Here is a 21,189-nt window from a genome sequence, read left to right as displayed (position 1 = left end):
GAACTTTATAGAAACAGCGTGAGAAACGGTACGGTCACCAGACTTAACGCAGTGGAAACAAATACGCATTTTGAGGCAAATTCCGCATCCGCATGATATTTTTTGCCCAGAAGCGCGGTGGTAGTGCCCACCGGCATTGCAGTGAGGATGACCGCTACCGCTGTGGCAGTCATGTCAAAATTCACCATTTTTAACAGGATGAGCGTGAAACCCGGCAGTGCCAGCAACCGGATGAAGCTGAGCAGGAAAGCATCCCTGTCAAAAACGCTTTTGGGCGAAATATCGGCCAGAATTGTTCCCACAACAATCATAGACAGCGATGCGGTACAGTTTCCAATAGACTTTATGGCGGTGTCCGCAAAAGCGGGAAAAGGCAAACGGGTCAGCATTCTGAAGATGCCAAGAAAAACGGCAATAATACCGGGGTTCAGCAGGATATTTTTCATACGGCTCTTAAAGTCCGCCTGTGTGAACAGCGAAATTCCGGCGCTCCACATAAAGATCCTGTTTGGAATAATAAAAACGGAAGCATAAAAAAGGCCGAGGCTTCCATAAGCGCTTTCCACCAATGGCAGTCCGGCAAATCCGGAATTGCTGATAAGCGCGCCATACTGCAGAATACTTTTTCGTCTCGCCGGATAATGGCGAAATAGCACTTTGCCAAGCAGCAGACTGAACAGGGAAACAGCAAACGCCACTGCAAGAATGAGTGATGCGGACAATAATTGCCTGGCTGTGAGCTCCTGGTTGAACGATTCAAATACCATACAGGGTAATGCTATGCGGATAAGAAAATCAATAAAACTCTGCTGGCTGTTGTCGGTGATGATGTTTTTTTTGCGGGCATAAACGCCTACCAGCAGGTAAATCAGCAAAATGGCCTGTATTCTGACCATCATTAAGAAGTTTTCCATGATGCCTCCCAAAAAGGAAGATGCCTTTGCCGTCAAAGGCATCTTCAATAGTATCAGTATTCAGCGGACCATGCAGGGGCATTTGGGATCGAATTTCCACCCGGGGATCAGATACTGCATGCCGATGGCGTCATCACGCGCACCGAGGCAGTTGTCAAGATAGAGCTGGTGGGCTTTCAGAACCTGTTCCCGATCCACTTCGATGCCAAGGCCGGGCTTCTGGGGCAGATCAATGCAGCCGTCTACAATCTGCAGCGGTTTTTTGGTCAGGCGCTCAATGCCTTCCTGCCAGATCCAGTGGGTATCAATGCCGTTCATTTTTCCCGGAATTGCGGCAGCGCACTGCACAACCATAGCCAGTGAAATGTCGAAGTGATTATTGGAATGGCAGCCCCACATCAGGCCGAAATCGTTGCACATCTGTCCAACGCGCACAGAACCGCTCATGGTCCAGAAATGCGGGTCGGCAAGCGGAATATCTACACTTTGCAAGGAAATGCAATGGCACATCTGGCGCCAGTCCGTATTAATCATATTGGTTGCGGTGGGCATACCGGTTGCCCGGCGGAATTCCGCCATGATTTCACGGCCGGAGAAGCCGCCTTCCGCACCGCACGGGTCTTCACAGTAGGTGAGCACTTTTTTCAGCTCAGGGGCGAGCTCGAGCGCCTCTTTCAGCAGCCAGCCGCCGTTAGGGTCCAGTGTGATGTGGGCTTCTGGGAAGGCTTCTTTCAGGGCGGCGACGGCTTTGACTTCGTCTTTGCCCGCCAGTACGCCACCTTTGAGCTTAAAGTCCTGAAATCCGTATTTCCTCTGCGTCGCTTTCGCAAGCGCGACGATGGCATCGGGGGTCATCGCTTCTTCATGACGCAGACGGTACCAATCGCAGTCAGAGTCCGGTTCAGAGTAGTATGGCAAATCTGTTTTTTTGCGGTCGCCTACAAAAAACAGGTAGCTGAGAAAGCGGACGCGGTCCCGCTGAATACCGTCTCCAAGAAGGGCCGCTGCAGAAACCTCCAAATACTGGCCAAACAAGTCCAGCATAGGCGCTTCAATCGCAGTGATTACATGGACCCCCGTGCGCAGGTCAAAAGTTTGCAGGCCGCGGATGTCATCCTTAATATTTGCATTCAGCCAATCGGACACCTTTTTCAGGGTATTTTTATAAGTACCGACGCTGGTACCCACCACATATTCTTTCACGCTCTCAAGTGCGGCAGTGATTTTCTGGCCGCCGGGGACTTCGCCTACACCTGTACGTCCATCGGAATCGGTCAGAATTACAATGTTGCGGGTAAAATAGGGAGCATGGGCACCGGAGAGATTCAGCTCCATGCAGTCCTTGCCTGCCACAGGGAATACTTCCATGTTTGCGATGGTTGGGGTCATAAAAGCGCATCCTTTCTATATCTCAGTTCCACTTGATTCTGTGTTCTATTATACCGTTAAAAAGCTGAGGTTCCAATTCATACGGTTAGTGGAGGACGAGCTGTTTAAAAGTCTTCTTTTCAAACCCAATGTCATCTGTGAGCTCAACAGTAACCGCGCCACGCTGGCAATGGTTTCGAAAGGCGCAGGTATTGCTTTTGTGCCCATCCCTTACGCACAGGGAGTTAAAAACAAAGGCAGTTTCGAACCCGAAAAGTTCCTTGTTGAACTAATCAAAGGGTATCCGCTGTTTCACCTGGAAAACACCGATTAAATTCCGTTGCTTTTTTCTGCCGGAATTTTATATTCCATTTTCGGATTTGCCGTTCCTGGGATGGGCAGCGGGGTTAGTCCGGCTGCACACAGTCTTAACAATTGCTTGCTTATTCTTCCAGCTTGCGAATATGTTTGTCTGCCCGAAACGGCAGACAGGACAGGGATCCGAAAAATCCGATTACCAAAAATAAAAAGGCCGCTCCGGAACCAAACAGCGTTATCCACAGGCTACCCACGGGCGGCATCGCCATAAACGGCTCGAATACCCGTTCCACCAAAAGGCCGCCGCATAAATATCCCAGTGGAATGGTGAAAAACTGGAGGGCCTTCCTTGCCGAATAGACACGCACCTGCATCTCGATGGAAACTTTGGTGCGGAAAAGAACATCCATGTTGGCGCTCATTACCGAAATAAAAACCCATCCGAGGACAGCGCCAAAGCACCACACCGGCGTGCTCCTGCCAAACGCCAGAATGAAATTCTCCGTGCTCATGGAAAACAACAGGGCGTTAAGAAGCACCCGTACCCGGCTTTTTGGTGCGGGAAGCACTGTCATCAGCGAATGGGAAAAGAATGCATCCCGCTGACTTTTTGATAGTGCTTTTGCGGGGACAGCAGGCTGACCGCCACATCAGACGCTGGTTACTGAACGGTGTTAATCAATCCATTTAGGATGTTAATCACATACAGGTGCCAAATCTTAAGGTGGCCGGTTGCCAGCAGCGCCAACACCGAAACGGTGCAGAGCGCGGCAAAGCTGTCGCTTGCCAGCATGGTAAGCTTTTTGTTCCAGAGGTCGCTCAGAACGCCTGCGAAGATGCTCAAAAGAACATAGGGTGCGCAGGAACAGACAGCCAGCAGCGAGGTGGTAAGCGCCGAACCTTCCTGCTGATAGGACCAGATGACCAGCGCAGAGCTCGTCATAGAGCTGCCCAGTGTCGAAAGGGGCTGGGTCACCCGTAAAATCAGGAAGGTGCGAAGCTCCCTGATATCGGTTAAAATTTTATTTTTCACGACTTTGCTCCTCTTTTAAATCAAATAATGTGATTTTTAAAAAAGTGCAAAGCCCAACGAGCGAGAATGAGTCCGCTCCGTGCAGCTTCGTCCGGTTCAGACCTTGCACGGAGCCGTGTCAATGCAGAGCTTCATAAGAAATCTCCAATCAAAAGTAACTTTTCCACCATTTTACCACAACAGCAGGTAAAATGCTACCAATAGGCAGCGAATGATGCCCATATTCTATCTTCGCAAATCATCTCTCCGATTATTTCCTCTGTAATGGCGATGTGATCCAGCGGTATGATGCCAATTACAATCCGCTAAAAAATTACAAATATGATGCGTTTGGTATCGAAACCGATCCGGAATCGCTGGATTCCAACCCGTTTCGCTACTGCGGGGAATACTTCGGTGTCCAAACTACATGATATTTGCAGTTCCAACTTGTATGTGATAAACGATGTGTGTCAGTCCTCCTTTTGATGTTTCTTGCAGTTGCCAGACCGCAAGAAACATCAAAAGGAGTTTTTTGTTATGTCTTATCGCTAAAGCTCTACCGAACCCCGCATCTAACACGGGTTTATACAAAAAGAGCAGCCGTAACTCCGGCTGCTCTTTTTAATCCAGCTCCAGCTGGGAAAACAATTTTAAATGAACGCGAATGGTGCCGTCATTCGAGACAGTGATTTTGTCGATGACCTTTTTCAGCATCGCGTTGTCTACCATTTCCGCAGACAGTACATCGCGGATGCTGCTGCAATATTTTTTGACCATCTGCTCCAACCCGTTTAAAACGCCCTGTCCATCACGCAGAAGCGCAAGCTGTGCCTCGCAGCGGGAAATTGATTGGTTGAGCTGCAAAGTGCGTTCCTTCAGCTCCTCCAGCGTTATGATATCCGCCTCAAACATCTGTGTCTGTTTCGCCTTTGCTTTTTTCAGGTTCGAAAGTTGAAGAAGAAGCGCCTCCTCTCCTTCCTCTTCCCTATCCGGCCGGTATTTTTTGCGCAGCTCCGCTTCCGTACGTTCCAATAATTTTTCCGGAGAGGAAACCTGATCCGCAAGATATTTCCGGATTGCCTCCAAGAGTTCCTCCTCGTCCACAATCGTGTGGTTGCCGCAGGCGTCTTTTCCCTCGCTGTTGCGGGTACTGCAGGCCCATTTAATGTAATCTCCATATTGCCGCTTATGGCAAACGCGGCGGAAGCTGCGTCCGCAGTCCTCACATCGGATCAGCGTGCTAAGCGGAAATTTATTTGACTGCCGTACCTTATCCGCTTTAAAGGTATCTATGCGTTTCCCCAGTAACTGTTGAGCAAGTTCAAACTGCTCGTCCGATACAATCTGCAGATCGGGTTTTTCAGCAACAAAACGTTCTTCCGGGCTTGTCCGCACCCGTTTCCCGGTTAAGAAATCTTCCACGCGCTCTTTGCAGTTGACGACAACTCCGGTGTAGAGGTGATTTTGAAGGATACGGCAGATTGCGTTTTGCGACCAGCGGCAGCCCCGTTTGGTCTGGATACCGTCCTGATTGAGAAGCTGCGCAATCTTATTTGCTCCAAACCCGCCTTGCGTATACAAGTTGAATATTCGTCGAATGACTTCCGCTTCCCTTTCATTTACTGCAAGATCAAAGTATTCTCCCGGCGTTTTATCATAGCCAAATACCAGATTCGGCACTCTTCCGTGTTCTGCATTCTTCTTTTTTCCAAATTTCACACGCTTGGAAAGATTAGCGCTTTCCTCCTGTGCAACCGCGGCAAGAATGGTCAATGTCAGTTCCCCATCGTTGGAGGACATATTGGCAGTCACAAATTTGCAGTCGATGCCAAGTGCCTTCAGCTGGCGGATACTCTGCAAAAAATCCACCACATTCCTCGCGAGGCGGGAAACGTCTTTTACATAGACTTGCTCAAACAGCCCACGCCGCGCATCCTCCATCATACGGTTAAACTGCTTTCGATTTTTCAGCTTGGTTCCGCTGATTCCTTCGTCCGTATAGAGCTGCACCAGTTCAAACCCATTTCTCTGTGCATATTCCTGAAAAAATTCCTGTTGGGCTTTCAAGCTCATCAACTGGTCATTTTTGTCGGTGGAAACCCTGCAGTAGGCTGCCACCTTCGGTTTTTGCAGATTGTTCCGCAGGGCTTCCACCTCCTTTCAAAATCATCTGGAAGCCAGCATTTTTAACTTGCTTTGCTCTTTATGTAGTCTTTCTGCTCCTGCCTGTCCCGTTCCAGCCGGTTAAGAATCGCCTGCGCCAGAACTGCCGGCAGCACTTGGTCGGCTGCGCCCGGCGGATTGTCATTCACAAATACAATCTTATGCTTCACGCCTGTCCCCTCCTATTGTGTTATTTGTCCCATAACTATGCTCGCCCGATGAAAAACATTCCAGATTACGACCACTTTTCATCACCTATTCAAATAATATGCAAGTGAAAAATTGTGATCCAGCACTCACATATTGCTTTTACTCGTTTAACTCCAGCAAGGCGAGCATGGCATCTCGATTCATTTTTAGATAGTAAGGCCTTGGTGGAAAGGATGTCCGGCACAAATACTTTGTGACCTTGTCTTGCTGCGGAACAACCAAGCAACCGGCACTGTACAATGCGGCATGTGTTTTGCTTTGAGACAGGGCAAAATATTTGCCGTTTTGTTGCCAGAACCGAACAACGGATCTATGGCATTTGTATGGATTGAGCCACCAGTAGGCGCCCTCCTCGTAGCCAATGTTCAACGGGAATAAACCTCCGTTGGAAGCCAAGATTTGCTGCATACGCCGCCCATACCATCAGTCGGTAACTTTCGCTGCCTTATTTCTATGGCTCTTGGATAATCGATATGGGCAGCAATACGATGGTATCTATATATGAGATTTGGAAGACGTTTGTCAAAATAGTCAGGGCCACAATAACACTGCTGATAGCAGGGAGTTATATTGGGGAAATCGAATATTGAGCCTTGTGAAAGGAGAGAAATACTCTTGCCTATGTCCAAGACATGGGGTATAATTGACAGTAACGCAAGAAAGGGGCTGCAGGGGATGGACGAGAAACAGTTGCTTAATGCAATCCGTCTGATGATTCGGGAAGAAAATAAGCCGATCTATGAGCAGCTGGACAGTATGGACTCCAGATTTGACAGCATGAGCGGTAGGCTTGATCGGATTGAAGAAGATAGTCGGCAGACCCGCGTCCTTGTCGAGCATCTGGATCACAATATCAGTTTAGTTGCGGAACAGTACACTGATATTGCAAAAAAGCTCGAATCTATCAGCGATGTACCCGAGCTTCGGGGCAGAGTGAGAACACTCGAGCGGGTGGTGGCAAGCCATACCGATCAGATCAACGGTCTAAAAAAGGCACAATGAAACACATAGGCGGCACAGGGTTTTCCCTATGCCGCTAATTTATTTGAACATATGATTCCGCAAGAATATCGTTTCAAAAACATATAAGTACTGATACATAGATTTTGGAACGGGTTTTGAGACGAAAACACCGCTGAAACGGACAATTTCAGCGGTGTTTTTGGTAGTGAGTAAAATTATGTGTAAAGTCCCAAGTCAAAGGATTTGTAATTAAAGGGTAACCGACACCCTGTCACCGAAATAAATCATGAGATAGTCAAGAATGGTCCCCAATTACGAATGGGCATCGTCCATTTCTCGGTAATGTTCATGGTTGCCAAATAGAGAATTTTCATGAGAGCATCATCGGAAACGAAGGCGCTCTTGGCCTTGGTCACCTTGCGGCGCTGGCGGTTGAATTTCTCGATGGCGTTAGTGGTGTAGATGAGCGTCCGAATTTCCGGCGGATACTTGAACATGGTGGAAGGCTCCGGCCAATTGGCCCGCCAGTTTTTGACTCCAAGGGCATATTTGCGCCCCATTTGGCTTCCAACTCGTCCAAAACCGCCAGAGAGCGGATTCCTTAGTCGCAGCCTTGTAGATGGGCTTCATTCCGCCGAGAAAGCCTTGATGTCCTTGTAGCTGACATAGCGAGTGGAGGCCCGCATCTGGCGCATTATGCAGCGCTGAATCTCAGCCTGCGGGAATGCGGCATGGATTGCCTCGACAAACCCGGAAAGTCCGTCAACAGATGCAATCAGAATATCCTTGACACCCCGGTTTTTCAGGCCGGTCAGCACATCCAGCTAATATTTTGCTGACTCCGTTGCGCCAAGTCAGATGCCCAGAACGTCCTTTTTTCCATCCAAATCCATGCTGATGGCAACATAAGCAGCCTTTTTCGTAACAACCCCGTTTACACAGACACTGTAGTGTACCGCATCCAGTATAACCATTGCGCACACACTCTGCAAGGGACGCTCCTGCCACTCACGGATCACTGGCAGCAGCTTGTCTGTTATCTTGCTAACCCGGTTGTCGTCCATCTCTATTACAACTTTGAACGCCTGCAATTAAAATGCCGACTGACACCATTTGAAAAGAGGTGCCAGCCGGCGTAATTCAACAATATTCTACGAGAGGATTTTCTTTCTCTATCTATTTCTTCTGGGCTGTTCACTTATCGGGGTGGCTTTTGATATTTCTTAGGCTGATTCTAGTTTCTTCCTGCTTGCATCCTTCTCAAAGGAATATTCCACATTTTTTAAGTGATCATGATTTAGTGAGAACCTTGTGAAAACAAACCATTGTAAAGGATTATCCAAAATTCGCGAGGAACAAGCTGACCGGTTCAACATAAGTAATCAATAATATACAAAGAATCAGTGCCACTAAATATGGTGTGATCACTTTGGTAAGCCGTTCGATCTTTAAATTACCAATATTACAGGCTACGTATAAGCAAGACCCGACTGGCGGCGTAATTTGGCCTATAGCAAGGTTGACAACCATTACAATTCCAATCAGCAACGGATTGACCCCAACCGAAGTCAGTACAGGCAGAAGGATGGGCGTTAACAGCACGATTGCCGCGGACGGGTTCAGGAAGCATCCCGCAATCAGAAGAATCACATTAAAAAGAAGTAAAAGCAGATATTTGTTATCTGTTATTGAAAGGAGTGTCGTAGCAATCGCCTGGGGAATCCGCTCACGCGTAAGGACCCAACCGAAAGTACTGGCTGCTGCCATAATGAGCATAATTACTGCGGTACCCGCAGCAGAATCGCACAGAATACCAGTCAAATCAGAAACTTTAATTTCTTTATATACGAACAATCCAACAATGACACCATAGATCACCGCGACTGCAGCCGCTTCTGTAGGCGTGAAAACACCCAGATAGATGCCGCCAAGTATGATTACCGGCATCAAAATTGCCCAAAGACTGTCAGCAAAAGTCTTCAACACTTCTTTGACGCTCTTTTTTTCCACCTCGGATTTGATGCCATTCTTTTTTGCATAGCAATATGCGACCACCATCATGAAGAGCCCCATAAGAATTCCGGGAACAATTCCGGCCAAAAACATTTTGCTCAGTGAGGTACCAGCCAGTACAGAAAATACAACCATCGGTACGCTTGGCGGAATTACCTGTCCAACCGTTCCTGCCGCAGCCACAGTAGCACCGGCAAAATATTCATCATATCCGCTTTTTTTCATTTCCGGCATCATAACACTGCCGATAGCAGCGGTTGTCGCTGGTGATGATCCTGAAATCGCCGCAAAAATCATAGAGGCAAATACAGCCACAAAGGCCAGTCCGCCGGTGAACTTTCCTACAAGAATATTCGCAAAATTTACAAGCCGCTTGGAAATCCCTCCGGAAGCCATAATGTTGCCGGCCAAAACAAAAAACGGGATTGCCATCAGAGGAAAGGAATCTACTCCGCTGAACATGGTCTGCGCTGTTGCAAATATGGGAACTGCGCTTCCCAATGCCAAGGTCGCCATAGCTGCCAGCCCAAGGCAGACAGCTATCGGTGTGCCAATTGCAAGCAATAGGAAAAAAACAACGAAAAGCAATATGGCCATTATTCCAGCTCTCCTTTCTTCCATGTCAACAGTTGAACTGCATAAGTAAGATACCACAGGCCCATGAGCAGACTTCCGATTATAATGCCAAGATACGGAATAGCCATAGGAACCTCCATGGCGGCGCTGACCTGCGCCATCAGTTTAGGCCAGGCAAAGATGCTGCTGATTCCTACCGCGAAGAAAAAGACGGCGGAGACCAGCGAAGCCAGCGATTTCATATATTTCCGTACACCTTTTGGGAACAGATCCTGAACGATTTCCATACCGATGTGCTGGTGTTTTCGAGCGGCAACCATACCGCCCACAAAGGTAATCCAAATAAATAGATAGCGTGCCAGTTCTTCGGACCAGGCTAATGAGCTTTTAAGTACATATCGGGAGATAACCTGCATAAAAATAACAACCGTCATGCTGCCAAACGCAATCGCCGATACGTATTTCAGAAGAATATCCAGTCTGCTGTAAAACCGGTCAACCAGATTATGCATTTCCTTCCCCTCCTTCTGATAATGAAGCCTCAGCCTCGAAGATGCGGTCGACCAGATCGCCATATTGCTGCCTGTATACATCATAAACAGGCTTTACCGCATCGCGGAAAGGTTCCAGTTCCGGATAGGAAACTTCCACTTGTTTTTCTGTAATCTGTTTCAGATAATCGGCTTCCCTGTCGGCAGAAAGCTGACGCTGGTATTCACCGGCTTCGCGAGCCGCATCAAGCAAAATCTGCTGATATTCCGGAGGCATTTTGTCAAACAGATCACCGCGGATAATCAGCGGTTCAGCGGTATAAATATGATTGGTAATCGAGAAGTATTTTTGCACCTCGTAAAGATTATAAGTAATCATGTGCCCATTCGGATTTTCCTGGCCGTCAACCGTTCCCAACTGGAGCGCGGTAAAAAGTTCATTAAAAGCCATAGGAGTCGGGATGGCACCCAGCGCTTCAAAGGTCGCAATATAAATCTTGCTCTCCGGCACCCGGATTTTCAGGCCGCGCAGGTCATTCGGGGTCAGAATCGGTTTATGGGAATTGCTGATATTGCGAAATCCATTGTCCCAATAATATAGTACTTTAAACCCTTTCTCTTCCGCCCGGGCTGAAAGCTCCGCGCCGATTTCACCATCCATCACAGCTTTGACTTCTTCGCGGTTCCCAAAGAGGAACGGAAGATCCAGAACGCCCATTTCCGGCACGAAGCCGCCTATCGCCATTGATGATTCAAGCGCAATGTCAAGCGTCCCCATCTGTACGGCTTCTATCGCTTTAGCTCCTGCCGATATTTCATTGTTCGGAAAGATATCAATACGGATTTTTCCGTCGGATTTCTCCTCAACGAGCTCTTTGAATCGTTCCGCCCCCAAATAATAGGGATGCCCTTCAGGTCCGGCGTGATGCATTTTTAAGTCATAAACCACGTCTTCTTTTCCTGAAGATGAACTGCATCCCACGCCGGCTGCCGCAAGGCCCAAGATTATCAGAATGCACAACAGCTTTTTCATCTGGAACCTCCTCACTTTCTCTTACAGCACTATTTTACTGATCTACCACGGAACCGTCTACGCTCAAACGGGTTTCGACGATACGGCGGGAATAGGGGAAACGCTCTGCCGCATTTTCCACCAGTTCCACACCGATACCCGGAGAATCGGGAATGATGATATACCCGTTTTCGCACATATATGTCTTTTTGACGATGTCTCCCTGTGCGAAAGTCTCTGCGCCTTTTTCAATCTGATGAGAGATATAGCGGTCAGTGGTGCAGGGCCGGTCGTCTCCCGGAAATTCCTGCAAAGCAAAGTTGGGGATACAGGCGGCGATTTGGACGCAGGCCGCAGTTGAGACAGGGCTAAGTGGATTATGAGGAACAACCATAATATCATTTGCTTCAGCTAAAGCCGCTATTTTTTTGGCTCCTGTAATACCGCCGCACAGGCAGACATCAGGACGAACATATGCCACCGCGTTCTTGCGGATGACCTGCGCAAACTCCTGAGGTGTGTGGAACCGTTCTCCAGTTGCGATCGGAATGTCAATATGATCCGCAATCCAGCCCATGGAATCGAAATTATCTGGAGTCGTGGGGTCTTCAAAGAAAAATGGATGATATTTTTCAATCCCTCTCGCCAGTGCGATTGCCTCAGCAGGCTTTAACCGTCGGTGGATTTCTACACACAGATCTACCTCATCGCCTACAGCTTCACGGTAAGCTGCAACCCGCTCAATCGCGTTGCCAATTTTCTGTGCATGGGTTTCATAGTACGGCATACTACGGGCTTCGTCCAAAAATGGGGAAAGATGTCCAACTGCGGTAAAGCCTTTGGCTTTTGCATCTTTTAAATTGTGTATCATGTCTTCCATATTAGTGCCGCCGACATGATAATAAACACGGGCTTTGTCCCTGCATTTTCCGCCTAACAGATTATAGACAGGGGTATTATAGTACTTACCCGCAATATCCCAAAGAGCGATATCAATTGCGCTGATTGCGCCCATGATAGCGGCGCCTCGAAAGTGAAAGCAGCGGTACATATACTGCCAGTGATGTTCAATACGCAGCGGATCCTTTCCGATCAGGTAAGTCTTAAAAGATTCGACCGCTTGCCCTGACGCGTCCAAAAATCCCCATGTGCCGGATTCTCCAAGCCCTACATAACCTTCGTCGGTATGAACTTCCACAAACAGAAAACGATTGACCGGAATCACCTTAATATCTGTAATTTTCATAATTTCCTCCCAATAATTTAGTTCAGTTCAATGCAATATACCTTGTTTCTATAGTATATTGTACGTTATAATATTTTTCACCCATTATATTTTCATAAAATAATTGTAGTTTAGAGATATATTTTATATAGTATATTTATTATTAAATTATTTTTTCTGAATAATATCCCTAATTGAACATTGATATTTCCAGTTTAAATGAATATTTGAATCATTTATTTGATTTTTTAATATAAATATATTCCATATGACGATTATTCGTAATTTGCACAGAAAGAAGGACAAATGCTATGAAGCAATATTATACAACCATACAAGAGCCCACAAAAGGGATCAACCTGCGACAATACATTCACGATATCAATCGTTACCGATTCAATTGGCACAGAGAAATAGAAATTACTCTGGTTCTCAACGGGAAAGTGGAATTCAGTATTGAAGGAAAAACCTATTTTCTCCAAGAAGATGACCTGCTGCTGGTTAACTCCAATATGGGGCATGCGTCCTTACTGCGGGACACAAGCGGAATTGCCATGGTTCTTCGATTTGACCCGATCATATTCCGGTCTGCATTTGAAGACTATACGAAGCTGGATTTTCATTGCCTGTCTGTAGGTGATCAAGCACACCAACAGGACTTCCGGATGATCCGATATTATATGGCTCGCATGATGTATACACAATTGGAAAATGCTCCCTACAGCCAGCTAGTGACAGAAGGAGCATTTCAAATGTTGTGCGGAATACTTCTGGAAAAATTTCCTCCTCAGCATTTGCATACAGATGGCCGGGGGAATGAGATGAGCCACCGTCAGGTAATCCAGCGTATGATAACCTACATTGAAAGCTATTACCGTCAAAAAATTACGCTGGATGAAATTGCAAAGATAGCACAATACAACCGCATTTATGTTTCTACTTTTTTTAAAGAAAACGTGGGAATTAATTTTTACGACTATCTAACAAGAACTCGGCTGCGTCATGCAATCTACGAAATGAACACCACACAAAAAACACTGACACAAATAGCGCTTGACAGTGGGTTTCCTGATTTGAAAACATTCAGCACGAACTTCCATAAATACTTTGAAAAAACGCCTAATCAATACCGGCAATCGGTATGTGACGACCCTGTTAAGCTCAATTCTGAGGAGGAGCGTCACTATCTTCCAATTGGTTATGGAAATATCAAAAGCAAGCTGGAAGAATACTTAATTCTGCCTGCACCTCACGTAGAAATCATAAAAACCGATGACGGCACAAAAGCCAAATTGGATCAGCTCCGGTCAGGCGTAAATGATATTTATCGGCAGTTGGGAACTTTGCTGCAAATATAAATTCTATAAAAAGCTCAGAAAACAGCGGCGTAGTATAAACCGACCGCCTCCTGCCGTTGGGGCTGCCCCTCGGTATGCCCCGGACTGTTCGTCTTCAAACGGTATATCGTCATCTATATAGAGAAACCCGGTGCGTAAAAACTACAAAATCGCAGCCATAAAAACTTTCTTTAATAATGGATCCACCCAAGTTACTCCCAGCCTGCATACAGTGTGCATTAAATCTGCTTTCGAAACAATCATGCGGTCATCCTTTTCCGTTGCGGCAAAAAGAATTCATAACCATCTACAAGTGGATAAAACATGATCATTCCAAATTTATGCCCCCGCGTATAAAAAGACATAGCTTCCTTGGCGGAAAGCTATGTCCTGTTTTGTTATTTGCTCAATTTAGATACACATTCAGGGTGTATAGGGCGGTTTTCTACCGTAAGCAAATGTTTGTATCAACGCCTTTTTTTCGCCGGCTTTGGCGGAAGGTGCTGCAGTCCATCTCAGCAGTTTATTTATTCACCACATTGGTGGGAGCGCCGGCAAGGTAGGCTCTCGCATTCTCCACAGCGCAATCCATGATGCGCTGTCGGCTTTCCTTCGGTGCCCAGCTGATGCGGGGTGTGATAATGCAATTTTTGGCCTTCAGCAACGGGTTGTCGCCCTTAATAGGTTCGGTAGACACCACATCGAGCCCTACCGCATATACCTTGCCGGAATTCAGCGCATCCGCCAGATCCTGCTCGACCACCAGCGGGCCGCGGCTGTTGTTCAAAATGATCACGCCATCCTTCATTTTTGCGATCGAGCTTTTGTTGATCATGCATCGATAGTGGCCTGGGAGATCGGGGTCTTGTTGGTGTAGACCATCTCGGCGTCGCCGATTCGCATCTGGATCTCTTTTTCATCGTTGACCGGCGTGCGGTCGTAGATGGTCAGCTCGCCCAGCTTTTCCAGTTTGCTTCAGCTCAGGCCGCCGGGACTCTCCGTATATCCGTCCAAGATAACAATTTTCATACCGTATATTTCTTTCTACATCAGTATATTTCTGATTGGGAGGCCGCCTGAGTCAGTTTTCCAGCAACGACCAGGCACGGTTGATGACCCGCTTGGTGTTGGCCACAATCAGGTCTTCCTCCTCGTCGCCCCAGGGCTTGACCTCGAACGACAGGACGTAAGGCTTTTCCTCGCTGAAAAAGCCTTCTTCCTTCAGCACACGAAAAAAGTCGAGGAGTTCCGGCACATCGTTGGCGCTGTTGGGAAATCCGAAGCGGGGGTGCTGGTCGCCGTAGGCCTCGCAGCTCTTCTGCACCACGGCGTTCCCAATGTGGAAATGGGTGATGTAGGGACGCAGGGTCCGAACCACGAACCGGGAAGTTTCGTAGGTGGTAGGGAAATGGCTCAGGTCCACCAGCAGACCAAAATTGTCATGGGTCGTGCGCATATCCGCGGCGAATCTTGCAGCGTATGGTGCGGGGCCGATCAGAGCGGCCTTATCCATGTCGTAGTCGAACACCTCCAGTTCCACCGTCATGCCCTTTGTTGCGGCATGATCACAGATGGCGCGTGCGGTTTTCAGCAGCTGAGCATATGCCTGATCCTTGGTTTCCGGCGCCCATTTGCCCGCCAGGAATGCAATGCCTCCGGCGCCGAGATACTCGGCCTCGTCCACGGCCTCCAGCAGGGTGGCCTCCGCCTTTTGGCGGCCTGATTCATCTAAGTCGTTCGGGTTCAGCTTCGGCCCCAGCAAACGAGGCTGCGCGCCGTAGCAGACCTTCAGGTGTGACTGTTCAAATAACTTTTTTGCCGCGGCGCGAGTCTCTTCGTCCACAAATCTGGTGACCTCCAGCACGTCAAAAAAATCGTCGGCCGCAATGGTACGAATAGATTCCAGTATATCGCGTCTGGGATGGCTCATCCACTGGATGGTCCCCACCTGAAAATATTTGTGAATCGATTCTTTCATCTGAAATCCTCCTTAACATATTTTCGCCCGGCTGACTGTGAATGCGTGCATTCACAATTCCACTCTTTGTGAAAATTTACTCCGTACTGATGGAAATAGCAGTCAGCCTGCCAACCATTCATTTTCTTTGCTGCAACCGGTTTATCCCTGAATCCATGGTTATCTCACGTATAATTGCAAAATCGGGCAATAGCGATATCATCCGTAAAAAGGATTTCTGCCTTGGTTTTACGCCCATTGATGACTTCCATGATTAAATCATATAATTTCACTCCGACCTCCTCGATGGTTTCGTCCCCGTCGATGGATGCTCCTGTACAAAAATCCATATTGCAGGTCATTTTCCGGTAGGTTTCGCGGTTGCCCGTCACCTTGATCACCGGCATGATCGGGTTTCCTACCGGAGTGCCTCTGCCTGTTGTGAATGCGGCAATCTGCGCGCCGCCGGCGGCCATTGCTGTGAGGGAAGCGGTATCATTGCCAGGAGTGTCCATGACGACAAGCCCTTTTGCAGTAACTTCTTTCGCGTAATCCACAACCTGTGTAATTGCAGTTTTACCACCCTTATAGATGCAGCCGAGCGATTTTTCTTCCAGAGTGGAAATCCCGCCCTTGATATTTCCGGGCGCCGGATTTGCATCCCTTAAATTTGTATGCAGGATGTTCATATAGTTTTCAAAACGGTCGACTATGCGCAGGATTTGAGAGCCGATTTCCGGGGTGGCGGCCCGATTTGACAATATATGCTCCGCACCGATGAATTCCGGCGTCTCGCTCAGAATAGCGGTACCGCCGGCCTCGATGACCCTATCGCAGACATTTCCCACCGTGGGGTTCGCCGAAAGGCCGGAGGTTGCGTCCGACCCACCGCACTCTGTCGCGAAAATTATTTCGGACAAGGCAATCGGTTCGCGTTTCACTCTGCTCGCTTCCTCAGCCATCCGGCGGGCATATTCTACCGCCTTTGCAACCGCCCCGATGGTGCCTCCCGATTCCTGAATCACGACCTGCTCCAACGGTTTGTTGGTACGGGTTCTAATGAGGCCGTAAATCCTTTCTGCCGCACAGACCTCGCATCCGAGGCCAACTATGACCGTGCCATAAATGTTGGGATTTGCCGCAAAGCCAGTGAGCACATCAAGGGTATACTGTACATCCTTTTTTGTCTGCGAGCACCCGTTTTGATTGGTAAACGTAATTGCCCCTTCGACCTGTTCTGCGACCATGGCACAGGTTTTACTGGCACAGGAGCAGGTGGGAAGGATTAATACTTTATTGCGAATCCCCACACGGCCGTCCGGCCTGCGGTATCCTGTAAGTTCCATAAGTGTCTGACTCTCCTACTTTAATTGTCCATATCTGGTAAATTTTCCAGAAGCGGCCAGAATATTTTAGTTCTGTTCCTCCGGCTTCAGCCCCGCGATATTATGGATGTGGACGTAGCTGCCCTGCGAAATATCGCAGGCGGCAATTCCGATCTTTTCGCCGTACTTCACGATCACGGTGCCCTTTTTCATCTCCCGGCGCGCAGCTTTGTGGTAAATTGGAACCGGCTGAAAAAGCCGGAAGGTTTCGATTTCTCCTTCCGCAAAATATGCAACCGTACCTCCCGCATCCAGAGGCCGGGTAACCACTACGACATTGTCTTTCGGATCGATCAGCACCGCATTGATTTGCATAACGTCAACTCCTTTCCGCGTGTGTGATCCGCTGATTCACCCGCTGATTTTTGTTCCGGAGACTTTGGCATAATATTCGGCCAGCGCACTGTGATCCTTATGACCGCATCCGTCCGCATGCAGGGTTTGCAGCATTTCCATAACCGCCGCCGTCAGCGGCAGAGGAGCACCGACGCCATGGCCGGTTTCCAGCGCGTTATTCAGATCTTTGATATGCAGGTCGATTTTAAAGCCCGGCTTAAAATCTTCCACGATCATCATCGGTACTTTTGCGTTCATCACGGTGCTGCCTGCAAGTCCGCCTTTGATGGCGTCAAATACTAAGCCGGGGTCGACTCCGGCTTTCTTGGCCAGTGTAAATGCCTCGGCGGTAGCCGCGATGTTGCATGCGACAATCACCTGATTGGCCAGCTTTGTCGTATTGCCCGCGCCGACCTCGCCGCAGTAAACGGCGGAAGCACCCATCACAAGCAAAATGTCCTTTACGGATTCAAAAACGCTTTTATCCCCGCCGACCATGATGGACAGCGTGCCGTCAATCGCCTTCGGCTCACCTCCGGAAACGGGCGCATCGATCATTTTGACGCCTTTTTCGGCACATGCTCCAGCAATTTCCTTAGAGGCGAGCGGCGCAATCGACGACATGTCGATCAAAACCGTCCCCACCTTTGCTCCTTCCAGTACACCATTCGGCCCCATTACGACGCTTTTGACATGGGGGGAATTCGGCAGCATGGTGATAATTGTCGAGCATTCTTCCGCCACACTTTTAGAAGAAGCGGCTGCTCTGCCCCCAGCCTGCACCACATTTTCCAGGTTTTCCTTCATAAGATCAAAGGCGACAATTTCGTGCCCCGCTTTCAGCAGGTTTTTCGCCATCGGCTTTCCCATGATACCCATACCGATAAATCCGATTTTCATTTGTTCCATCCCTTTCTTTCACTCTGTTTAAACAATGCCGGGGAAGCCACGGCGGTTACAGCACACCTTCCTGAAGAAGGACCTTCTTGATTTTTGCCAGCGTTTCGCCTTCCGACGACCGGTTGGGCAAATAGGGGGCCCCTACATCCAGACCGATTAGATTGGCAATATCTTTCGTACCGACCGGGAATTTCGCTAAGTCGAGCGCGTTGCGGATCGGCGTCAGCCTGAATTGAGCGTCCAATGCGCTCTTCCAATCGCCGGACATAAAGTAATGGTAAATATCCACGACATAGGTTGGCAGGAAGTTGGCGGTGGTCGCAACGCAGCCAACCGCACCCTGCGCCAGAGAAGCGTAAATCAGCGTGTCTTTCCCTGCCAGCACCCGGAAGTTCGTATTGCATGTCAGGCGGACATACTCCGCAAGAATGGATATGTTTCCGCTTGAGTCTTTCACACCGACAATATTTTCAACGCTTTCATTCAAGCGGGCTCCGAGCTGCGGGTTGACTCCATAGCCCACGCGCGGATTGTTGTAGATCAGTACCGGCAGTTCGGGCACAACGTCCGCAATGGTCTTGTAATGCAGATACAGATCCTCCTCGCTGGGGGAGACAAACATGGGCTGAAGGACAGAGATCCCCTGAACCCCCTTTTCCGCAGCGATGCGGGCGTTTTTCACACAGCGCCGGGTCGTGACGGAAGCGATCCCAACATAGACCGGGACCCTGCCCTTCGCTTCGTCCAGTACAACCTCAATTCCGTACGCGAATTCATCGTCCTCCACGCCGAAGAACTCGCCATTGCTGCCGTACAGCAAAATCCCGTGAACCCCGCCGTTGATTACGTAGTTGACCATTCTCCGCAGCACCGGTTCGTTGATATGTTCCTCTTTGTCAATCGGGGTCAGGATCGGGACGATGACACCCTTAATAAACTCCGTATCCATAATAAAATGATTCTCCTTTTCTTACGTCAGTCCGCAGCAGTTACCGTTTTTCTTCTGTTTTTGATTTCCTTGCGTACAGCGAAAACGATGGAAGCCACCGCAATGGCGAGGAACACATCCCCGATCGGGCTGCTCAAAAATGGCAGGAAGCTCCCGCCCGACACCATCAGGCCGCGGACCAGGTTGGTTTCGATCAGACTTTCCAGAATGAAGCCGAGGATGAACGGCGGAAGCGGAAACTCAAATTTCTGCATCATATACCCGACCACGCCGAACAATACCGCCGCGAACGCATCAAAAACGCGGCTATTGTTGCCGAAGGTTCCTACAACACAGAGAGCGACGACGATCGGCAGAAGAATGTAGCGTGGAACGGAAAGCACTTTCACAAAAATTCTCATGCCGCCAAGTTCCAGTATGTACATGGCGATCGTCGCGATAATCGTCGCCACAAAAATACCATAGACCAGATCCCCGTTGGTCTGAAACAGCATCGGTCCGGTCGTGATGCCAAATATCATAAACGCGCCCAACAGCAATGCAGTGGCGGTATCCCCCGGTATTCCAAGGGTCAGCAGAGGAATTAAAGCACCGCCGACCGAAGCGTTGTTGGAGGTCTCGGAGGTGATGATGCCATCCGGGATCCCTGTGCCAAATTTTTCAGGGTGCTTACTCTGGTTTTTAGCTACGGCATAAGCAATAATATTGGAGGTTCCGCCGCCGATCCCGGGGAGAATGCCAATCCCGATTCCAATCAGGGCAGAACGGATCATATTTAAGGATTGTTCCTTGAACTCCTTCCAGGTGACACCAGTCAAGGAAATTTTATACTTTTTCCGGATGGTTCCGCTGTTCGTGCCTATCCCTTCTTGAGCGGAGGCCAGCACCTCGGAAATAGCAAAAAGACCGACAAGGACAACCAGGATATCGAACCCTGCGTCCAGCTCGTGAAAGCCAAACGTATAACGCAACGCCCCGCTGCTCGGAGCAGCACCTACCTGCGCCAGTAGCAATCCCAGCACACAACTGGTCAGTCCCTTCACAACGGAACCCGAAACCAGGCTACCCACCATGCTCAAGGAAAATACCCCTATGGCGAAAAGTTCGTAAGGCCCGAATCTCAGAGCAAAGTCTGCCAGCGACGGCGCGATGAAAATCAGCGCTACAATCGAAAACAAAGTGCCCAAAAAGGAGTAGAACACGCCGATGCTCAGCGCTTTTCCGGCTTCGCCGTGATCCGCCATCGGACCGCCGTCAAACGTCGTTGCCACCGAAGACGGCGTACCAGGAATCTTGATGAGAATCGCGGAAATCAACCCGCCGCTGATCCCTCCAATAAAAATCCCCATCATCAGCGACAGGCCTTGAATCGGCTCCATCGAAAACGTCAGCGGCAGACAGAGCGCGATCCCCATGGTAGCGGTCAGCCCCGGAAGTGAGCCGAAAATGATGCCGACAATAACGCCGACGATAATCAAAGCAATGCAGAACGGATTCATGACCAAGGAAAGTCCCGCAGCAAACATATAAAATTTCTCCTTTCCCTATTACCCTAATATCCCGGAAGGCAGCATCAGCGCAAAGCCGTACACAAAGATAAAATAAACCGTTATGGCGAAAATGATGGAAACGATCCCAAACAGTACCAAATTCCTTTTCGTTTTCTTTTCCTTAGGAGCAAAGATCAAAATCTGTACAAACAGATAAACAATCGTTGTAATAATAAATCCGACGCCAGGCATCAGCGCGATATAAGCTACCAGGGCGATCAGTGAGAGAACCAAGGCTTTATAATTTGATCTCCCGCTGTCCTTCGCCTTGCCTCCCTCGGATGGAACGTATTCCTTTCGCGGGCGTCCCTGTATTGCGACCAGGGCCCCGCAGATGATCAGCATAACCGAAACCACCTTGGGCATAAAAGCTGAGCTTGCACCCATTTCAGCTCCCGTTGGAATTGTCTGCGCAGAAGCAAACATGACTACACCGAGGATGAGCAAAAAAATCCCGGAGATTAGATCTTTATGTTTTGTAAGCATTGAAATCCTCCTTCATCACAC

Annotated in this window: 19 protein-coding genes and 3 pseudogenes; 3 read left to right on the top strand and 19 right to left on the bottom strand. The window is 48.7% G+C overall.

The annotated features are described in order from the left end of the window. Positions 1-5 precede the first annotated feature (5 nt). Positions 6-914, bottom strand: coding sequence for an AEC family transporter (locus C1A10_RS11350; protein ID WP_101910371.1), 909 nt, complete (start codon positions 912-914; stop codon positions 6-8). 60 nt (positions 915-974) lie between these two features. Then, positions 975-2,303: an enolase C-terminal domain-like protein gene (locus C1A10_RS11345; RefSeq protein ID WP_101910370.1), complete on the bottom strand. Its 1,329-nt coding sequence runs from the start codon at positions 2,301-2,303 to the stop codon at positions 975-977. Between C1A10_RS11345 and C1A10_RS11340 the strand changes: the two genes are divergently transcribed. Then, positions 2,281-2,616, top strand: a complete 336-nt coding sequence (locus tag C1A10_RS11340) for a type 2 periplasmic-binding domain-containing protein (protein ID WP_145997731.1) — start codon at positions 2,281-2,283, stop codon at positions 2,614-2,616. The genes C1A10_RS11345 and C1A10_RS11340 overlap by 23 nt on opposite strands. Positions 2,617-2,725: 109 nt before the next feature. Here the strand turns inward: C1A10_RS11340 and C1A10_RS11335 are convergent. From C1A10_RS11335 to C1A10_RS11325, 4 genes and pseudogenes are all read right to left on the bottom strand, one after another. Continuing rightward, positions 2,726-3,633 (bottom strand): annotated as a pseudogene (locus C1A10_RS11335) (MFS transporter). A gap of 603 nt (positions 3,634-4,236) precedes the next feature. Continuing rightward, positions 4,237-5,769 carry a recombinase family protein gene (locus C1A10_RS11330; RefSeq protein ID WP_101910368.1) on the bottom strand — a complete coding sequence of 511 codons (1,533 nt, stop codon included), beginning with the start codon at positions 5,767-5,769 and terminating at the stop codon, positions 4,237-4,239. Positions 5,770-5,801: 32 nt separating this feature from the next. Then, positions 5,802-5,948 carry a hypothetical protein gene (locus C1A10_RS18510; RefSeq protein ID WP_180951109.1) on the bottom strand — a complete coding sequence of 49 codons (147 nt, stop codon included), beginning with the start codon at positions 5,946-5,948 and terminating at the stop codon, positions 5,802-5,804. Between the two features lie 139 nt (positions 5,949-6,087). Beyond that, positions 6,088-6,357, bottom strand: coding sequence for a hypothetical protein (locus C1A10_RS11325; RefSeq protein WP_101910367.1), 270 nt, complete (start codon positions 6,355-6,357; stop codon positions 6,088-6,090). Between the two features lie 306 nt (positions 6,358-6,663). Here C1A10_RS11325 and C1A10_RS11320 point away from each other — a divergent pair, with 306 nt between their 5' ends. Continuing rightward, positions 6,664-6,990, top strand: coding sequence for a hypothetical protein (locus C1A10_RS11320; RefSeq protein ID WP_145997730.1), 327 nt, complete (start codon positions 6,664-6,666; stop codon positions 6,988-6,990). Positions 6,991-7,235: 245 nt separating this feature from the next. On the opposite strand, the pseudogene C1A10_RS18775 reads toward C1A10_RS11320, so the two are convergent. The 5 genes and pseudogenes from C1A10_RS18775 to dgoD form a co-directional block, all read right to left on the bottom strand. After that, a pseudogene (locus C1A10_RS18775) lies at positions 7,236-8,015 on the bottom strand (IS256 family transposase). 271 nt (positions 8,016-8,286) lie between these two features. Continuing rightward, positions 8,287-9,561 (bottom strand): TRAP transporter large permease, encoded by a 1,275-nt coding sequence (locus C1A10_RS11300; protein WP_101910362.1) that lies wholly within the window; start codon positions 9,559-9,561, stop codon positions 8,287-8,289. Then, on the bottom strand, positions 9,561-10,052 hold the full coding sequence (locus tag C1A10_RS11295) for a TRAP transporter small permease (protein WP_180951107.1): 492 nt from the start codon (positions 10,050-10,052) through the stop codon (positions 9,561-9,563). The genes C1A10_RS11300 and C1A10_RS11295 overlap by 1 nt, the downstream gene beginning before the upstream one ends. After that, the gene (locus tag C1A10_RS11290; protein WP_101910360.1) at positions 10,045-11,064 is read right to left on the bottom strand and encodes a TRAP transporter substrate-binding protein; all 1,020 of its coding nucleotides are present in this window, start codon (positions 11,062-11,064) and stop codon (positions 10,045-10,047) included. Before C1A10_RS11290 ends, C1A10_RS11295 begins: the two co-directional genes overlap by 8 nt. Positions 11,065-11,098: 34 nt before the next feature. After that, positions 11,099-12,289, bottom strand: a complete 1,191-nt coding sequence (gene dgoD, locus C1A10_RS11285; RefSeq protein ID WP_101910359.1) for a galactonate dehydratase — start codon at positions 12,287-12,289, stop codon at positions 11,099-11,101. Positions 12,290-12,579: 290 nt separating this feature from the next. Here dgoD and C1A10_RS11280 point away from each other — a divergent pair, with 290 nt between their 5' ends. After that, entirely contained in the window at positions 12,580-13,626 is a 1,047-nt protein-coding gene (locus C1A10_RS11280; RefSeq protein ID WP_101910358.1) for an AraC family transcriptional regulator, read from the top strand. 502 nt (positions 13,627-14,128) lie between these two features. Here the strand turns inward: C1A10_RS11280 and C1A10_RS11275 are convergent. From C1A10_RS11275 to C1A10_RS11240, 8 genes and pseudogenes are all read right to left on the bottom strand, one after another. Further along, a pseudogene (locus tag C1A10_RS11275) lies at positions 14,129-14,440 on the bottom strand (NAD(P)-dependent oxidoreductase); the annotation flags it as partial. Positions 14,441-14,686: 246 nt separating this feature from the next. After that, positions 14,687-15,583, bottom strand: a complete 897-nt coding sequence (locus C1A10_RS11270; protein WP_101910357.1) for a sugar phosphate isomerase/epimerase family protein — start codon at positions 15,581-15,583, stop codon at positions 14,687-14,689. A gap of 164 nt (positions 15,584-15,747) precedes the next feature. Beyond that, the gene (locus tag C1A10_RS11265) at positions 15,748-16,908 is read right to left on the bottom strand and encodes a UxaA family hydrolase (protein ID WP_101910356.1); all 1,161 of its coding nucleotides are present in this window, start codon (positions 16,906-16,908) and stop codon (positions 15,748-15,750) included. A gap of 66 nt (positions 16,909-16,974) precedes the next feature. Beyond that, a complete protein-coding gene (locus tag C1A10_RS11260) occupies positions 16,975-17,262 on the bottom strand; it encodes a UxaA family hydrolase (protein ID WP_101910355.1) in 288 nt (95 codons plus the stop codon). Between the two features lie 36 nt (positions 17,263-17,298). Beyond that, positions 17,299-18,183 carry a 2-hydroxy-3-oxopropionate reductase gene (gene garR, locus C1A10_RS11255; protein WP_101910354.1) on the bottom strand — a complete coding sequence of 295 codons (885 nt, stop codon included), beginning with the start codon at positions 18,181-18,183 and terminating at the stop codon, positions 17,299-17,301. A 55-nt stretch (positions 18,184-18,238) separates the two neighbouring features. Beyond that, a complete protein-coding gene (locus tag C1A10_RS11250) occupies positions 18,239-19,132 on the bottom strand; it encodes a dihydrodipicolinate synthase family protein (protein ID WP_101910353.1) in 894 nt (297 codons plus the stop codon). Positions 19,133-19,158: 26 nt separating this feature from the next. Beyond that, a complete protein-coding gene (locus tag C1A10_RS11245; RefSeq protein WP_101910352.1) occupies positions 19,159-20,658 on the bottom strand; it encodes a tripartite tricarboxylate transporter permease in 1,500 nt (499 codons plus the stop codon). Between the two features lie 21 nt (positions 20,659-20,679). After that, positions 20,680-21,168: a tripartite tricarboxylate transporter TctB family protein gene (locus C1A10_RS11240; RefSeq protein WP_101910351.1), complete on the bottom strand. Its 489-nt coding sequence runs from the start codon at positions 21,166-21,168 to the stop codon at positions 20,680-20,682. Positions 21,169-21,189: the final 21 nt, after the last annotated feature.

It is taken from the genome of Marasmitruncus massiliensis (genome assembly GCF_900186535.1).
GTDB classification, from domain to species: domain Bacteria; phylum Bacillota; class Clostridia; order Oscillospirales; family Ruminococcaceae; genus Anaerotruncus; species Anaerotruncus massiliensis_A.
This window is presented reverse-complemented; position numbering and strand designations above follow the sequence as displayed.

Coding starts and splice junctions, on each gene's coding strand:
- C1A10_RS11270 (WP_101910357.1), bottom strand. CDS start 15,583: ATGAAAGAATCGATTCACAAATATTTTCAGGTGGGGACCATCCAGTGG.
- C1A10_RS11345 (WP_101910370.1), bottom strand. CDS start 2,303: ATGACCCCAACCATCGCAAACATGGAAGTATTCCCTGTGGCAGGCAAG.
- C1A10_RS11320 (WP_145997730.1), top strand. CDS start 6,664: ATGGACGAGAAACAGTTGCTTAATGCAATCCGTCTGATGATTCGGGAA.
- dgoD (WP_101910359.1), bottom strand. CDS start 12,289: ATGAAAATTACAGATATTAAGGTGATTCCGGTCAATCGTTTTCTGTTT.
- garR (WP_101910354.1), bottom strand. CDS start 18,183: ATGAAAATCGGATTTATCGGTATGGGTATCATGGGAAAGCCGATGGCG.
- C1A10_RS11240 (WP_101910351.1), bottom strand. CDS start 21,168: ATGCTTACAAAACATAAAGATCTAATCTCCGGGATTTTTTTGCTCATC.
- C1A10_RS11250 (WP_101910353.1), bottom strand. CDS start 19,132: ATGGATACGGAGTTTATTAAGGGTGTCATCGTCCCGATCCTGACCCCG.
- C1A10_RS11300 (WP_101910362.1), bottom strand. CDS start 9,561: ATGGCCATATTGCTTTTCGTTGTTTTTTTCCTATTGCTTGCAATTGGC.
- C1A10_RS11260 (WP_101910355.1), bottom strand. CDS start 17,262: ATGCAAATCAATGCGGTGCTGATCGATCCGAAAGACAATGTCGTAGTG.
- C1A10_RS11350 (WP_101910371.1), bottom strand. CDS start 914: ATGGAAAACTTCTTAATGATGGTCAGAATACAGGCCATTTTGCTGATT.
- C1A10_RS11295 (WP_180951107.1), bottom strand. CDS start 10,052: ATGCATAATCTGGTTGACCGGTTTTACAGCAGACTGGATATTCTTCTG.
- C1A10_RS11340 (WP_145997731.1), top strand. CDS start 2,281: ATGTTTGCGATGGTTGGGGTCATAAAAGCGCATCCTTTCTATATCTCA.
- C1A10_RS11265 (WP_101910356.1), bottom strand. CDS start 16,908: ATGGAACTTACAGGATACCGCAGGCCGGACGGCCGTGTGGGGATTCGC.
- C1A10_RS11280 (WP_101910358.1), top strand. CDS start 12,580: ATGAAGCAATATTATACAACCATACAAGAGCCCACAAAAGGGATCAAC.
- C1A10_RS11245 (WP_101910352.1), bottom strand. CDS start 20,658: ATGTTTGCTGCGGGACTTTCCTTGGTCATGAATCCGTTCTGCATTGCT.
- C1A10_RS11290 (WP_101910360.1), bottom strand. CDS start 11,064: ATGAAAAAGCTGTTGTGCATTCTGATAATCTTGGGCCTTGCGGCAGCC.